General features: G+C 65.9%; 11 protein-coding genes and 1 riboswitch. Of the genes, 8 read left to right on the forward strand and 3 right to left on the reverse strand.

Features of this window, described 5'->3' with window-relative positions:
- Positions 1-540: 540 nt before the first annotated feature.
- Positions 541-2,118, reverse strand: a complete 1,578-nt coding sequence (locus tag AC5P9I_RS03180; protein WP_057495191.1) for a BCCT family transporter — start codon at positions 2,116-2,118, stop codon at positions 541-543.
- A 266-nt stretch (positions 2,119-2,384) separates the two neighbouring features.
- A riboswitch (TPP riboswitch) is annotated at positions 2,385-2,488 on the forward strand.
- Positions 2,489-2,570: 82 nt separating this feature from the next.
- Between AC5P9I_RS03180 and thiC the strand changes: the two genes are divergently transcribed.
- The 6 genes from thiC to AC5P9I_RS03210 all read left to right on the forward strand — a co-directional run bounded on the left by thiC (position 2,571) and on the right by AC5P9I_RS03210 (position 12,047).
- Positions 2,571-4,415: a phosphomethylpyrimidine synthase ThiC gene (gene thiC / locus AC5P9I_RS03185; protein ID WP_130767772.1), complete on the forward strand. Its 1,845-nt coding sequence runs from the start codon at positions 2,571-2,573 to the stop codon at positions 4,413-4,415.
- Positions 4,416-4,507: 92 nt separating this feature from the next.
- Positions 4,508-5,179, forward strand: a complete 672-nt coding sequence (locus tag AC5P9I_RS03190) for an ion channel (RefSeq protein WP_495217214.1) — start codon at positions 4,508-4,510, stop codon at positions 5,177-5,179.
- A 258-nt stretch (positions 5,180-5,437) separates the two neighbouring features.
- A complete protein-coding gene (locus AC5P9I_RS03195; protein ID WP_187756844.1) occupies positions 5,438-7,756 on the forward strand; it encodes a winged helix-turn-helix domain-containing protein in 2,319 nt (772 codons plus the stop codon).
- Positions 7,757-7,871: 115 nt separating this feature from the next.
- On the forward strand, positions 7,872-8,771 hold the full coding sequence (locus AC5P9I_RS03200; RefSeq protein WP_049466623.1) for a helix-turn-helix transcriptional regulator: 900 nt from the start codon (positions 7,872-7,874) through the stop codon (positions 8,769-8,771).
- A gap of 49 nt (positions 8,772-8,820) precedes the next feature.
- Positions 8,821-11,667, forward strand: a complete 2,847-nt coding sequence (locus tag AC5P9I_RS03205) for a TonB-dependent receptor (RefSeq protein WP_049466624.1) — start codon at positions 8,821-8,823, stop codon at positions 11,665-11,667.
- Between the two features lie 170 nt (positions 11,668-11,837).
- Positions 11,838-12,047 carry a hypothetical protein gene (locus AC5P9I_RS03210; RefSeq protein ID WP_049466627.1) on the forward strand — a complete coding sequence of 70 codons (210 nt, stop codon included), beginning with the start codon at positions 11,838-11,840 and terminating at the stop codon, positions 12,045-12,047.
- Between the two features lie 58 nt (positions 12,048-12,105).
- Here AC5P9I_RS03210 and AC5P9I_RS03215 read toward each other — a convergent pair whose 3' ends face one another.
- Positions 12,106-13,227: an HDOD domain-containing protein gene (locus tag AC5P9I_RS03215; RefSeq protein WP_049466629.1), complete on the reverse strand. Its 1,122-nt coding sequence runs from the start codon at positions 13,225-13,227 to the stop codon at positions 12,106-12,108.
- Positions 13,228-13,379: 152 nt separating this feature from the next.
- Positions 13,380-13,916: an inorganic diphosphatase gene (ppa, locus tag AC5P9I_RS03220; protein WP_005410935.1), complete on the reverse strand. Its 537-nt coding sequence runs from the start codon at positions 13,914-13,916 to the stop codon at positions 13,380-13,382.
- Between the two features lie 185 nt (positions 13,917-14,101).
- Between ppa and AC5P9I_RS03225 the strand changes: the two genes are divergently transcribed.
- Positions 14,102-14,575: a hypothetical protein gene (locus AC5P9I_RS03225; RefSeq protein ID WP_049466631.1), complete on the forward strand. Its 474-nt coding sequence runs from the start codon at positions 14,102-14,104 to the stop codon at positions 14,573-14,575.
- 71 nt (positions 14,576-14,646) lie between these two features.
- Positions 14,647-15,147, forward strand: a complete 501-nt coding sequence (locus tag AC5P9I_RS03230) for an RNA polymerase sigma factor (protein WP_049466633.1) — start codon at positions 14,647-14,649, stop codon at positions 15,145-15,147.
- The last annotated feature ends 18 nt before the right edge of the window (positions 15,148-15,165 follow it).

Raw genomic sequence — 15,165 nt, forward strand, 5'->3', positions numbered from 1 at the left:
ACTCGGCCAGCTCCACGGCTTGGTGCTTGAACTCATCGGTGTAGCTACGACGGGTGATACGGGACATAAGGGACCTCCAAGTGCGATCAAAGTATCGCTTCTTGGCGTCCGCTGACGGGGGGCCAGATCAGACACCCCCGCCCAGCCCACCCACCCGGCCTCTGACAGTTTTCTGCGGCCGCCACCGCAGGAAGAAAAAAGAAGATCAAAAGCAACAGCAACAGCCGCGTGCTGATGGTTGGGGTCGGATCCGTCTTCCGCAGGAAAACGGATCCGACCCCTTCTTGTTTTCCGATACACATCTTCCACGCAAAGCGTGGAAAACCAACCGTTACCGGGAAACTGTCGGGGGTGGGGCGGTGTGGGTGGGCAGGACCGTTGGCGCCATGGATGGCGCCATCGAGCCCCCATGGATGGGTTCACGGCGTGTCCTGCCCACCCACACCGCCCCACCCAACCAGCAGAAACCCGGAGCCGCCTTTGAATTTGACCGTGGCCCTTGCCTGGAAAAGCAGTGCAGCCGCAGGCTGCAAAACCCCCTCAATCCCGATCCTGCGCGCGCGCGGCCTCCGCCTGCGTCTCCTCCTGCGCCGCCATCTCGCGTGCGATCCACGCATCGATCATGTGCCGCTGACGCTGCGCCTGGCGTCGCTCACGCGTGTATTCCTGGTCCAGTACCCGGTACAGCGACACCATCACCAGCACCATCAGCAGCGCGAACGGCAACGCCGCGATCGTGATCATGCCCTGCAGCGCATCCAGTCCACCGGCCAGCAGCAGTGCACCGGCAATCAGCGCCACGCCCACACCCCAGGCCAGCTTGCGCTTGGACGGTGGGTCACCGGCTTCATCGGTGGACATGCTGGCCAGCACCAGTACCGCCGAGTCGGCCGACGTCACGAAGAAGATCATCAACAGCACCAGCGCGATGCACGACAGCAGCAACGGCAGCGGCATGCTGTCGAACATCGTGAACAGCACCGTCTCGTAGCCATTGCCCAGTGCCTGCACAAGGTCGGCCTGGCCGAAGATCTGCATCCAGATTGCGGTGCCGCCGAACACCGAGAACCAGAAGAAGCCCAGCAGCGTCGGGGCCAGCACCACGCCGATCACGAACTCGCGCACGCTGCGCCCGCGCGAAATGCGCGCGATGAACGAACCGACGAACGGTGCCCAGGAAATCCACCAGGCCCAGTAGAAGATCGTCCAGTCGGCCACCCAGGTGCTGGATGAGAACGGCGACATGCGCAGGCTCATCGTCACCAGCTGGTTGAGGTAGGAGCCGAGCGTGGTGGTGAACGTGTTGAAGATCGCGCCGGTCGGGCCCAGCACCAGCACCAGCAGCAACAGCACGGCCGCCAGGGCCAGGTTGAAGTTGGACAGCCATTTGACGCCGCGGTCGACACCGCTGAGCGTGGAGGCCATGTACAGCACGAAGGCCACTGCGATGATCACCAGCTGCAGCGTGGGGCCGGCGTGCAGGCCGAATACGCGCTGCATGCCCGCGGCGATCTGGATGGTGCCGAAACCCAGCGTGGTGGCAACACCGATCGCGGTGGCGACGACAGCGGCGATGTTGACCACGCGGCCGATCCAGCCGCGGTGGTGGCGGCCGATGATCGGCTGCAGCATGTCACTGACCAGGCCCCGACCATTGCGGTTGAACTGGAACCAGGCCATTGCCAGGCCGATCAACGCGTAGATCGCCCAGGGGTGCAGGCCCCAATGGAAGAACGCGTAGCGCATCGACGCACGCGCAGCGTCCATGCTCTCCGGCGCCAGTCCCTCCGGTGGCTTGCTGAAGTGCGAAATGGGCTCGGCGGCGCCCCAGAACACCAGGCCGATGCCCATGCCGGCGGCGAACAGCATCGACATCCAGCTGGCCCGGGAGAACTCCGGCTCGGCGTCTTCGCCGCCGATGCGCAGATTGCCGAAGCGGCCAAAGGCCAGGTACATCAGGAACACCAGGGCCAGGAACACCACCAGCAGGTAGAGCCAGCCGATGCCACGGATGAGTTCGCCGAGGATGCTCTGCACCACGGCGTTGAAGGGGCCGGGGGCGATGCCGGCGAGCAGCACCAGCAGCAGGACCAGTGCGATGGAAACGCGAAACACCATGAAGGAGCTTCTCCGATCAAGGGGATTGAGGGGAGCGAGCAGAGCTTGCAGCGAGGGGCCGGCGGCGTGCAGCACGGACCGGGCAGGGGCCGCAGGGGCGGCGAGGGAAGCATCGGTCGCAGCGACACGATGGGCGTGCACGTTACTGAACGCAACGTCATGGTTCTGTTAACGAGTAGCGATCAGGGGCAGATCCGCTTCCCGCAGGAAAACGGAGCTGACCCCGCAGGCAACGCCGGAGGCGGGCGGTCTATGCTCTAATGCACGCCAAGAAGCGGGGGTACCGCGGCCACAGTTGGCCACGGTTGAGACAGTCCCTTGGAACCTGATCCGGCTCATACCGGCGTAGGGAAGCTTTGCAGTGCCGCCGTGCCCGGACGCCGCCCAAGGACCGTCCGCGCGCGTTCGCAGTGCGCCGCCGCTTCGTCCCTGACCTTCCTGGACGATGCCCGATGAACGCACAGCTCTCCGCCCTGCAGCAACAGGCCCAGCAACTCTCCGAATCCGTGACCCGGCCCATTCCCGGCTCGCGCAAGATCCACGTGCCCGGTTCGCGCCCGGATCTGCAGGTGCCGATGCGCGAGATCGCGTTGACCCGCACCCCGACGCTGTTCGGTGGCGAAGAGAATGCGCCGGTCACGGTCTATGACACGTCCGGCCCGTACACCGATCCGGACGTGCGCATCGACCTGTCTTCGGGCCTGACGGCGCTGCGCCGGAGCTGGGTGGAGGAACGCGGCGATACCGAGCAGCTCGATGGCCTGAGCTCGTCGTTCGGTCGCGATCGCGAGCATGACCCCAGGCTCGATGCCGTGCGCTTCCCCGCGCGCAGCCTGCCGCGCCGTGCCCGCGCAGGCGCCAATGTCACCCAGATGCACTACGCGCGCCGCGGCATCATCACGCCGGAAATGGAATTCGTCGCCATCCGCGAGAACCAGCGGCTGGACGCCATCCGCGATGCGGGCCTGCTGCAGCAGCATCCAGGCGAGGCGTTCGGCGCGTCGATCCAGAAGATCATCACCCCCGAGTTCGTACGTGACGAGATCGCGCGCGGCCGTGCGGTGCTGCCCAACAACATCAATCATCCGGAAAGCGAGCCGATGATCATCGGTCGCAATTTCCTGACCAAGATCAATGCCAACATCGGCAACAGTGCGGTTTCCTCGGGCATTGCCGAGGAAGTGGAGAAGCTGGTGTGGGCGATCCGCTGGGGCGGTGACACGGTGATGGACCTGTCCACCGGCAAGCACATCCACGAGACCCGCGAATGGATCATCCGCAATTCGCCGGTGGCGATCGGTACCGTGCCGATCTACCAGGCGCTGGAAAAGGTCGACGGCCGCGCCGAAGCGCTTACCTGGGAGATTTTCCGCGACACGCTGATCGAGCAGGCGGAACAGGGCGTGGACTACTTCACCATCCATGCCGGCGTGCTGCTGCGCTACGTGCCGCTCACCGCCAAGCGGGTGACCGGCATCGTCAGCCGCGGTGGTTCGATCATGGCCAAGTGGTGCCTGGCACACCACAAGGAGAACTTCCTCTACACGCACTTCGAAGACATCTGCGAGATCATGAAGGCCTACGACGTGACCTTCTCGCTGGGCGACGGCCTGCGCCCGGGCTGCATCGCCGACGCCAACGATGCCGCGCAGTTCGGTGAGCTGGAAACGCTGGGCGAGCTGACGAAGATCGCCTGGAAGCACGACGTGCAGACCATGATCGAAGGCCCCGGCCACGTGCCGATGCAGCTGATCAAGGAGAACATGGACAAGCAGCTGCGCGAGTGCGGCGAAGCGCCGTTCTATACGCTGGGGCCGTTGACCACCGATATCGCGCCGGGCTACGACCACATCACCAGCGCGATCGGTGCGGCGATGATTGGTTGGTTCGGCACGGCGATGCTCTGCTACGTGACGCCGAAGGAGCACCTCGGCCTGCCCAATCGCCAGGACGTGCGTGACGGCATCATGGCCTACCGCATCGCCGCGCATGCGGCCGACCTGGCCAAGGGCCATCCGGGCGCGCAGGTGCGCGACAACGCGCTGAGCAAGGCGCGCTTCGAGTTCCGCTGGGAAGACCAGTTCCACCTGGGCCTGGATCCGGAGAAGGCCAAGGAGTTCCATGACGAGACGCTGCCGAAGGATGCTCACAAGCTGGCGCACTTCTGCTCGATGTGCGGCCCGCACTTCTGTTCGATGAAGATCACCCAGGATGTGCGCGACTACGCCGAGGCGGGCATGAAGGAGAAGTCGGAGGAGTTCCGTGCCGCCGGCGCCGAGGTATACCACCAGGGCTGATGCGGAAACGGGGTGCCGGCCAGCGGCCGGCACTACCGCTCATCACGCCGCGCCCGGCTATTCTCCGCCCATCACCCAGGGGAATGCACGCCATGCCCGTTGCGATCACCACCCATTGGCTGGCCATTGCCCGCCGTCATCCCTCGGCCTGGTTGCTGGGCGCGCAGTTGCTGGCGGTGCTGCTGTACCCCGCGCTGGATGACACCGCCGCCGGCCGCGCGGCACTGGGCATGTTCGGCATGGCGGTTCTCGGCCTGGCGCTGTGGGTGGTCCAGCGCAGCCCGCTGGGTACCTGGCTGGCACTGTTGCTGGCCATTCCGTCGGTGGTGTTTTCGCTGGCCGGTGCGCTGCTCGACCGCACCACGCTGCTGACCACCGCGCAGTTGCTGGAAAGCCTGCTGTACTTCTATACGGCCGGCGCACTGATCGCCTACATGCTCCAGGACCACAAGGTCACCCGTGACGAGCTGTTCGCCGCCGGCGCGACCTTTACGCTGCTGGCGTGGGCGTTCGCCTTCGCATTCGCGGTGTGCCAGCAGTGGTATCCAGGCAGTTTCCACGGCTCCAGCGGTGGCGCGCAGCGCACTTGGATGGAGCTGCTTTATCTGAGCTTCAGCTTGCTCTCCGGCGTGGGTCTGAGTGACGTCGTGCCACTGCATCCGCAGGCACGTGCACTGGTCATGCTGGAGCAGTTTTCCGGCGTGATGTACGTCGCTTTGGTGGTTTCGCGACTGGTCGGACTGACCATGTTGCGGCGTGCATGAAAATGAACGCCAGATAAAAATTTCGCGCCCAAAAGGGCGCGAATGGTGTCGCGAATTATGTGAATGCGTCGGCGAGAGAGAGCCTGATGTCGACCACGCGATAGGCGAGGTAACCGGCATAGGCTAGTATTCGCGCGCTCGATTGTTTTTGCGGTATGCGCCGATGCTTTGTGCGGAGTCTGGCTTTTCGCTGTTCCCAGGATGGGGCGGTATCGAAGGCAAACGCTGCCCGGGACTGTCTCTACTGTGTAGCAGAAAATGAACAGCAGCGAAATCCAGCCACCTGTATCCGACCGGATACGGATAGGAGAGTGCACCGTCACTCTGTCCTCGCGTGAGGTCGAGGTCGTCGGTGCGCGTCGTGCGCGCCGGCTGACGCCGAAAGCGCTGGGTGTGCTGCGCGTGCTGCTGCGGCAGCCGGGGCGCGTGGTGACCCGCGATGAACTGTTCGCGGAAGTGTGGCCGGACACGCTGCCGACCAACGATGTGCTCACCCAGGCTGTCACCCAGTTGCGCAAGGCGTTCAGCAACGACGACGGCAACGGGCAGGCCTATATCGAAACCATCGCCAAGACCGGCTACCGGCTGCGGGTGCCGGTGCAGGTGCTGGACGATGCCGGGCCTGCGGCCGCAGTCGCGGCTGAGGACGAAGACCTGGCCGTGCAGCCGGAGACTGCTGCTGCGTTGCCCGCGCATGCAGAGGGCGCGCGCCGTCGCTGGCGTCATGTCCGCCGTCGCGTGCTGCTGGCACTGGGCCTGGTGATGCTGGCGTTGCTGCTGGTGCTCACTGCGCTGTTGCTGCGTCGGGCGCCGGCCAGCAGTTCGGCGGTAGAGGCCGCCGTGGAAAACGGCACGCGGGTGATCGGCAGCCCGCAGCGTCCGTATCGGTTGATCACCGCGACCAGCGGCTTTGAAACCTATCCCACGCTGTCACCGGACGGTTCGCTGGTGGCCTACGAGGGCGCCAACGAAGATGGCAACGGCGGTGGCGCGATCAAGGTGCAGACCTCCGGCAACGCGCCGGCGCGCCAGTTGCTGGTTCCCCCGGCCGGTGCGGTCGATCGCTTCCCGAACTGGTCGCCGGATGGTCGTGAGATCGCCATTGCGCGGTTCTCCGCCGACGGTGGCTGCCAGGTGCTGATCGCCAGCGCCACCGGCGGCGCGCTGCGCCAGGCCACCCGCTGCGATGGCACTGAACTGCTCAGCTTCGACTGGACGCCTGATGGGCGTGGCCTGGTATTCGGCAGCATGGTCGGGCGCTATGCACACCGTGGCATCCGCGTGCTGGACCTGGCCAGTGGCCAGTGGCGGGCGCTGGCGTACAGCGTCGACGAGGATGACTTCGACTACGCGCCGCGCTATTCGCCCGACGGGCAATGGCTGGTGTTCGTGCGCAATCCGCAGCTCGGTGATCTGTGGCGGGTGCCCGCTGCGGGCGGCACGCCGGAGCAGTTGACCAACGAAGCGGCCGAGCTGCGTGGCTGGGCCTGGCTGGACGACGGCCGCACCATCGTGTTCGGCCGTCGCGTCGACAGCGAAGCCCGGCTCTATTACCTGGATGTGGAACGGCACACGCTGCGCGATGCCGGCCTGGATGATGCGCAATGGCCGGCCGTGTCACGACGCGGTGGCATGCTGGCCTTCGTTCACCGGCGCGCACAGTTCGGCGTGTTCAAGGTGCCCATGCAGGGCAACGGCGCGCCCGAGCGCCTGTTTGCCTCCAGCGGCCGCGATGGGCAGCCGATGGCAGCGCCCGATGGGCGCCAGCTGGTCTTTACCTCCGATCGCTCCGGCAGCTTCGCGCTGTGGTGGGCGGACATGCAGCGGCCCGATTCGCTGCGTCCCATCGAAGGCCTGCGGCCCGAAGCGCGGCAGGCACCGGACTGGTCGGCCGACAGCCGTCGGCTGCTGGTGGTCGGCCGCGATGCGCATGGGCGGACCGTGGTCTACGAGATCGCGCCACGCGATGAACGCCTGCAACCGCTGCCGGTGCCGGCCGAACAGCCGCTGCAGGCGCTGTATGGCGCGGCGCCGGAGCAGGTGTTCGTGGTCGAACGCGATGCCGACCAGCGCACCCGGTTGAGCCTGTATGACCGCAGCGCCCAGCCGTGGCGGCGGCTGGCCAGCATCGACGGGGTGTCGCAGGCGCGCTTCGACCGCAACAGCGGCCGCGTGTTGTTCACCCGCCTGGCGGCCGGGGGACTGTGGTCGGTGGACGCAGGATTGTCGCCGGCCAGCGTGCAGCAGATCAGCGATGACCGGCCCAGCCGCTGGCGATACCGGGCCTGGACGGTGGCCGGCAACAACGGCATCGGCTACCTCGGTACCTCGACCACGTGTGGCACCACCTTCGTGCGCATCCAGCCCGGCCACGAAGAGCCGGAACGCTGCCTGGACGCCGAACGGCTCAGTGCCGGCAACGGGCTCAGCGCCAGCGCGGATGGGCGTGACCTGTTCGTGGCGATGGCGGTCAGTGATGGCGCCGACATCGGCGTGATGCGGTTGCCCGAGCGCCCTCCCGCGCTGTTCCCGGCGTTCTCCAAGTTGTTGTTGTTCAAGGGAAATGGACCTTCGTAATTTCTTCGTCGCGATCTCGTGGCGATTTCGTGGCGATCTCGTCTGACTTTCCTGACGCGGTGCCGCCTCATTTGGCAAAACGGAGGCCTGTACTAGGCAAATCCGTGGTGCCCCCATGCGTCAACTCTCGCTGGCCGATCGCGGCCAATCCGTTTCCCTGGACCGGTCGATCGACGATGCCGCGCCGACCTGCCTCGGCGTGGCCCGCCTGGGCAGCCTGCAGACTGCCGGTTCGAGCTTCACCGTCTGGATGCAGGTACGTGGCAGTTCCTGGGTCGAGGCCAAGGAAGGGCGCTTCCGCCTGCGCCAGGGCGAGTGGATCGCGTTCGAGAAGGAATCGCGGCCGCTGGTGCAGGCCGGCCGCAACGGGCTGTGCGTCGGCCTGAACCTGAACGTCGAAGCGCTTCGCGTGTTGACCGAAATGGCCGACTGCGGCCTGTATGCCGGTCGCGGCCGCATGAACCGCAGTGATGCCCGCGTCGCGCTGCGCCTGTGGCGCGACGCGCTGGCCAGCGGCCAGCCGGCCCAGGCCCTGCGTCCGCTGCTGCTGCACCTGGCGGGCCTGCAGCGTGGCCTCGCCGACAACGTGCAGCGCTGTCCGGGCCGTTCGCGCAGCCGCAAGCGCCAGGTGTTCGGCCGCATGCAGCGCGCGCGCCTCTATCTGGAAGGCAACAGCCACCGGGTGGTGCGCATCGGCGAACTGGCGGAGCTGACCAACTTCTCCAGCTGGTATCTCTCCAAGACCTTCCAGAGCCTGTACGAGGAAAGCCCGCAGTCGCTTTCGGCACGGCTGCGCCTCGAACGCGCCGCTGATCTGCTGCGCGACACCGACATGATGGTGGGCGAGGTCGCCGCCGCCAGCGGTTTCGACAACTGCTGCAGCTTCGCGCGTGCGTTCCGTGCCCGCTACGGCCAGTCCGCGTCGCGCTTCAGGGAGAACGGTGGCTTGCTCCCGCCACAATCCGCAAAGTCTCCGGTTGGTTCGCGCAAATACAGCGCTGCAACGCAATCGTAACGTGCTGGGGTGTTTTAACACGCTGCTAACACGTACCTTGGAGAGATAGATGAACGTTCGTAATCCCGCAGTGCGGTTCGGCCTGCTGCCGGCCGGCATTGCGCTGGCGCTGGCGCCGGCCTTTGCTTCCGCCCAGGAAGCAAAGGGCACCACCGACCTGGACCGCATTTCGGTCACCGGCTCGCGCATCCGCGGCGCTTCGGTGGAGACCCAGCAGCCGATCCTGACGATGACCCGCGAATCCCTGGAAAAGCAGGGCTTCTCGAGCGTCGCCGACGTGCTGAACAACCTGACCTCGGCCGGCTCCCCGGCCATTTCGCGTTCGGAGTCGCTGGCTTCGGGCGAGAACGTGGGCGGCTACTACGTCGACATCCGCAATCTGGGCGCCCAGCGCACCCTGGTGCTGATGAACGGCAAGCGCCTGGGCGCAACCACCGCCGGTTACCAGGATCTGAGCCAGATCCCGATGTCGGCCGTTGAGCGCATCGAAATCCTGAAGGACGGCGCCTCGTCGATCTACGGTTCCGACGCCATCGCCGGCGTGGTCAACGTGATCACCCGCAAGAACTTCGACGGCGGCGAAGCCAACGTCTACGTCGGCCAGTACGGCAAGGGCGACGGCGACACCGAAACCTATTCGATGACCCTCGGTGCCCGCGGCGAGCGCGGCAGCCTGACCCTGTCGGCCGAGTACTCGAAGCAGGACCCGGTGTGGGCCAAGGACCGCTGGTACAGCCGTGACGGCTCGCTGGGTCCGAACTCGACCTCGGCCACCTGGAGCCCGATCAGCCAGAACGGCAGCTGGTGCAACCCGACCCAGGTCAACTGCGGCGACTCCAAGCAGGCTGTCTGGAAGACCCTGAACGCCGGCGGCAACCCGAAGAACCCGAATGACTACCACGTCATCACGGCAGACGAATTCGCCAACTCCAACGAGCAGATGACCCTGCTGACCGGTGTGAAGCGCAAGTCGGTCTACATCAACGGTACCTACGACTTCACCGATTCGATCAGCCTGAACACCGACGTGCTCTACAACGAGCGCCAGACGTTCCAGCAGATCGCCGGCTATCCGTTCCAGTCCAACTCCTTCGGCACCCCGCTGGAAGGTTCGAGCGCCTTCAACCCGGTCGGCCAGGACGTCAGCTTCCGTCGTCGCCTGTGGGAAGTGCCGCGTACCACTGACAGCCAGCTGAAGACCCTGCGCTTCGCTCCGACCCTGACCGGCTTCTTCGAGCTGGGCGGCAAGACCTTCGACTGGGATGTCGGCGCGCTGTGGAACCGCAACGAGTCGATCAAGAGCAACCGCGGCGACATGAGCCTGATCGCTGCAGGCCAGGCGCTGGGCCCGTCGTTCATCGACGCCGGCGGCATTGCCCGCTGCGGCACCTCGGCCAAGCCGATCCTGGGCGACTGCCGCCCGTGGAACCCGCTGCTGCCGTACGGTGTTGATGGCCAGGGTTCGCTGGCGAACCAGGAACTGCAGGACTTCCTGTTCCCGACCTTCACCACCCGCGGCGTCACCAAGACCACCAGCTTCACCGCCAACCTGTCGGGCGCCATCGTGACCCTGCCGGCCGGCGACCTGGGCTTCGCCCTGGGTGTCGAGCACCGCAAGGAAGAAGGCAACTACGTGCCGGACGCCTTCGCGCAGTCGGGCCAGTCCACCGGCCTGGGCCAGAAGCCGACCCGCGGCCAGTACGATCTGAACGAGGTCTACCTCGAGCTGAACGTGCCGCTGCTGGCCGACATGGCCTTCGCCAAGGAACTGACCCTGAACGTTGCCAGCCGTTACTCGGACTACAGCAACTTCGGCGGCACCACCAACAGCAAGTTCGGCCTGACCTGGCGTCCGCTGGATGAGCTGCTGGTCCGCGGCACCTACGCCGAGGGCTTCCGCGCTCCGACCATCAGCGACCTGTACGGTGGCCTGAGCTCGAGCTTCGAGTCGTACATCGATCCGTGCGGCGTGAAGGCCCCGGGCAGCGTTGCCGGCAATGCCGCATGCACCGCCGCCGGCGCTCCGGCCAACTACGTGCAGCTGGGCCAGGGCAACCTGCCGTGCTCGACCCTGCCGTGCCAGTCGGGTGACCAGTTCGTCTCGGGTGCCAACCCGAACCTGAAGCCGGAAACCTCCAAGAGCACCACCTTCGGCCTGGTGTGGAGCCCGCGTTGGGTGCAGGGCCTGGACGTCTCGCTGGATTGGTACAAGTACGAAATCAGCGACATGATCATCGCTGACAGCGTCGACCGCATCCTGCGTGACTGCTACGTGCTGGGCAACGCCGAGCGCTGCTCGAGCGTGACCCGTGCGGCTGACGGCCACGTCAGTGCGATCACCTACGGCACCGCCAACCTCGGCAAGATGAAGACCGAAGGTTACGACCTGGGCATCAAGTACCGCCTGCCGGAACTGGCCATCGGTCAGTTCAGCATCGACTGGCAGACCAGCTACACCGCCAAGTACGACGAGCAGGGCCAGAACAGCGCGGGTGACAACATCATGATCGGCCGCGTCGGCGAGCCGGGCCTGTTCCGCGTGCGTTCGAACCTGGGAGTCAACTGGCAGTACGGCGATTTCGGTGTGAACTACACCGCGCGCTACTACTCCGGCATGAAGGAAAGCTGCATCTCGCTGGCTGATGGCTGGTGCGATGCGCCGAACCACATGGCCAACGGCGAGACCGATCCGCTGCGTCACACCGGTTCCAACACCTTCCACGACCTGCAGGTCAGCTGGAAGGCACCGTGGGATGCGACGATCGCCCTGGGCGCGAACAACGTGTTCGACCACAAGGGTCCGCTGCAGTACTCGGCTCCGAACTCGGCGTTCGCCTACTACGGCGGCTTCGACGTGGGTCGCTTCCTGTACATGAAGTACACCCAGCGCTTCTGATCCATCGAAGTGCGGTAGCAACAGAAGGAGGGCGGACCGAACGGTCCGCCCTCTTTTTTTGTAGGGTTTTTCCGGAAACTGTTGGAAGGTGAGCGCAGTCACGGTCCCGTCGTGTCGTAATCAACACAGTCAGGAGGTCCAATACCGGACGCTTGCATGTGGAGAGGGATATGAAGCACACGTTGCTGCGCCAGGCATCAGCGGCTGTACTGATCTATGCGACGCTGGTGGGCGCGGTGTTCGCGCAGGGCCTCGGGGTCTGCGGTGGCGGCCTTTACTGCGAAGAGTTCCGCCAGCAATGCCTGGCCAGTGGCAAGTCACCGGTCATCTGCGAGTCGCAGTACCGTCGTTGCGTGCAGGACGCCTGCGGTACTCGCTGACGCAGCAAGGGCGCACCGCGTGGGTGCGCCCCTTGTCATTGGGCCATCGGCAACGCGCTCAGGCGTCGCTGGGTGCCAGCCCCATCAGCGCATTGGCGTGCTCGCGCCACTGCGGCAGCTTGTTGAGCACGCCTGCACGCTGCAGGTAGTCCTCGTCCACCGGGTCGCCATTGACCAGCGCCAGCGCCACATGCACCGCCCCGGTCACCCAGAAGCTGCGGGTGTTGGCACGCTGCGGCTGCAGGTGGAAGGCCACCGCTTCGATGATCGGCATCGGCAGGCCCCACAGGCCCAGCAGGTAGGCACCGGCCTCGGCATGGCCGGGGCGGGTATCGCCGGCCAGCGAAGGTTCGCTGCGTTCGTTGCGTACGCCCGGCAGCAGCAGGCCGATGTCGGCCAGCAGTGCGGCGGTCGCACCCAGTTCGGCACTGGACTCGGGCAGCAGGCGCGCGGCCAGCCGCGAGGCAAGCAGTGCCCGCTGCTGCAGCGAATTGCGCTCGGCAGGCGACAGCGTCGGTGCCGAGAAGACTTCGCTGGCCAGCACCAGGTCGCGCAGCGTCGCCAGGCCCAGCCGGGTCACCGCGGTCCGCAGGTCGGCGATGGTGCGGCCCTGGCTGAAGAACGCCGAGTTCGACAGCTGCAGCACCTTGGCTGCGATCGCAGGATCGGCGGCCACCAGCTTGGCCACGTCGGCGCTGTCGGTGTCGTCGTCATGCTCGAGCGCCTGGGTCAGGCTCAGGTACAGGTGTGGCGGCGAAGGCAGTTTCTCGATGCGGCCGATGGCATCGCGCAGGCGCGGGCTGTCCAGCACTTCGCGCAGCTCTTCCAGGCTGGTCAGCGCTTCCAGCAGCACTTCCGGCGCCAGCGGCAGCGGCAGGAAGCGATGGGCGACACCGATCAGGCGCGCCGGTGGTGGCCGGTTGCCGTGCTGGGCGTCAACCAGCGCGATGCGGATGGTTTCCGGGCGCAAGGTGCGGATCTGGCCCAGCAACGTGGTGGCATTGAGATCGGGCAACTGCGGGCAGACGATCACCGCATCGACGCCCTGCGTGGCCACCGCGTTCATCGCGGCCTGGCCATCGGTGGCGGTCAACGGCTGCCAGTCTTCCCCAAGATCGGCAATGAATTCGGTCAGCTCGGCCGGCAGGCTGGCTGCATCCCCAACAAGCAGAATACGCACGACACATTCCCCTGGCTGTCTCGACGATGGATGTCGATGACGTGTGAAGTGACGCAATTTACCTAATACGGCACCAAGAGTGATGTGCCGTCGTCATGAAACGTGACCCGCATCGCTCCGGCGGACTGCCGCCGGAGCGATCCGGTTCAGGCTCAGGCCTTGCTGTCGAGATGGCGCTGGTGCGCCTCGATCAGGATCTGCTTGGCCTCGGCGGCGCCGCCCCAACCGTCGAGCTTGACCCACTTGCCCTTTTCCAGGTCCTTGTAGTGCTCGAAGAAGTGGCCGATGCGCTCCAGCCAGTGGCTGGACACCTGGGCGATGTCTTCGACGTGGGCGTAGCCGCTGAAGATCTTCGAGACCGGCACGGCCAGGATCTTCTCGTCGCTGCCTGCCTCATCGCTCATCTTCAGCACGCCGACCGGGCGGCAGCGCACGACCGAGCCCGGCACCAGCGGCAGCGGCAGCACCACCAGCACGTCGGCCGGATCGCCGTCGCCACACAGGGTGCTCGGCACGTAGCCGTAGTTGCACGGGTAGCGCATCGGGGTGGACAGGATGCGGTCGACGAAGATCGCGCCGGTTTCCTTGTCCACTTCGTACTTCACCGGCTCCGAGTCCTTCGGAATCTCGATGATGACGTTGATTTCTTCCGGCGGGTTCTTGCCGGGCGAGACGAGTTCCAGACCCATGGTGTGCTCCAGGTGGGGGATGTAGACGGATAGCTGGCCATTTTATGCCTTTGCCGGGCGCTGTGCAGCGGGGAAGGTGCTGACGGCGGTGCGCGGCAGGTGCCCACCTCGCGGGCCGGGGTTGGCTGATGGGGCCTGCCGGTGCGGCAGGGCAGGCTGTACGCACCTTCCCGAGGAGTCTTCATATGAGAATGTCCGCACTGCCGCTCTGCCTGTCCTGCGCGCTGCTTGTTGCGCCCGCGGCCCAGGCCGACCCCTACGTGGATCTGATCGACTATCCGCAGCAGGAAGCCAACTGGGACCGCTTCTTTGCATTGGAGGGCAGGCTGCAGCAGGGTTTCGACAGCATCTGCGGGGACACCTTCTGCGAAGGGGAATACAGCGATATTCACCCCCTGCGACTGCGCTGCTCGGTGGATGCCGCGCGGGGAACGGTCCGTGAGTGCCTGTGGGCATTTGCCGCCAGCGATCTGACGGTGTCCGCGAACGATGGCGCGATCGAGGCCCGGCAACCGACCTGGTTGTGCCGCCTGCCGCTGGTGGCGGGTACCCCGGTGGAGTCCTTCCATGCCGCGCTGGCCGCGCGTGATCCCTTGCATGACCCGCTGCCGGGCAGCTCGCAGAGCGTCTATGACGCGCTGACCGAGTGCATCCATTGATGTAAACGTGACTTATTCGCATTTGACGAGTAGCATGCGCGGCGCTCCCGTCTGTCGTCCTGGCCTCGCGCATGTCTTCCAATGCTGCCTCCCTCACCGAACTGCTGATCCGCGAGCGACCCGCGCTGTTGCGTCGTGTGCAACGGATACTGGGGGGCGACAACGGCGCGGAAGACGTGATCCAGGCGGTGTGGTTCAAGGCGCGTGGGGTCGATGACAGCCAGGCCATCGACAACCCGCGCGCCTATCTGTATCGGTTGGCCGCCAACCTGGCCACCGACCACGGCCGCGAGTCGACCCGGCGCAACCGCCTGCTGGCCGATCATTACCTGTGGGGGCCGGACGAGGTGATCTCGACCGAAGAACAGGCCATGGCACAGGATGAACTGCAGCGCGTGCTCGACGCGGCCGGCCATCTGCCCGAGCCGACCCGCACCATCTTCCGGCTCAACCGCCTGCAGGGCCAGACCCAGGCGGAGATCGCACGCCGCCTCGGGGTATCGGTGACCACCGTCGAAAACCATGTACGCGGCGCGCTGCAACGCCTGGCCTGGGCGCGCAGTGGCCGATGATCACGCCGGCTTGGGGTT

It is taken from the genome of Stenotrophomonas sp. YJH_SMC_29, assembly GCF_059371235.1.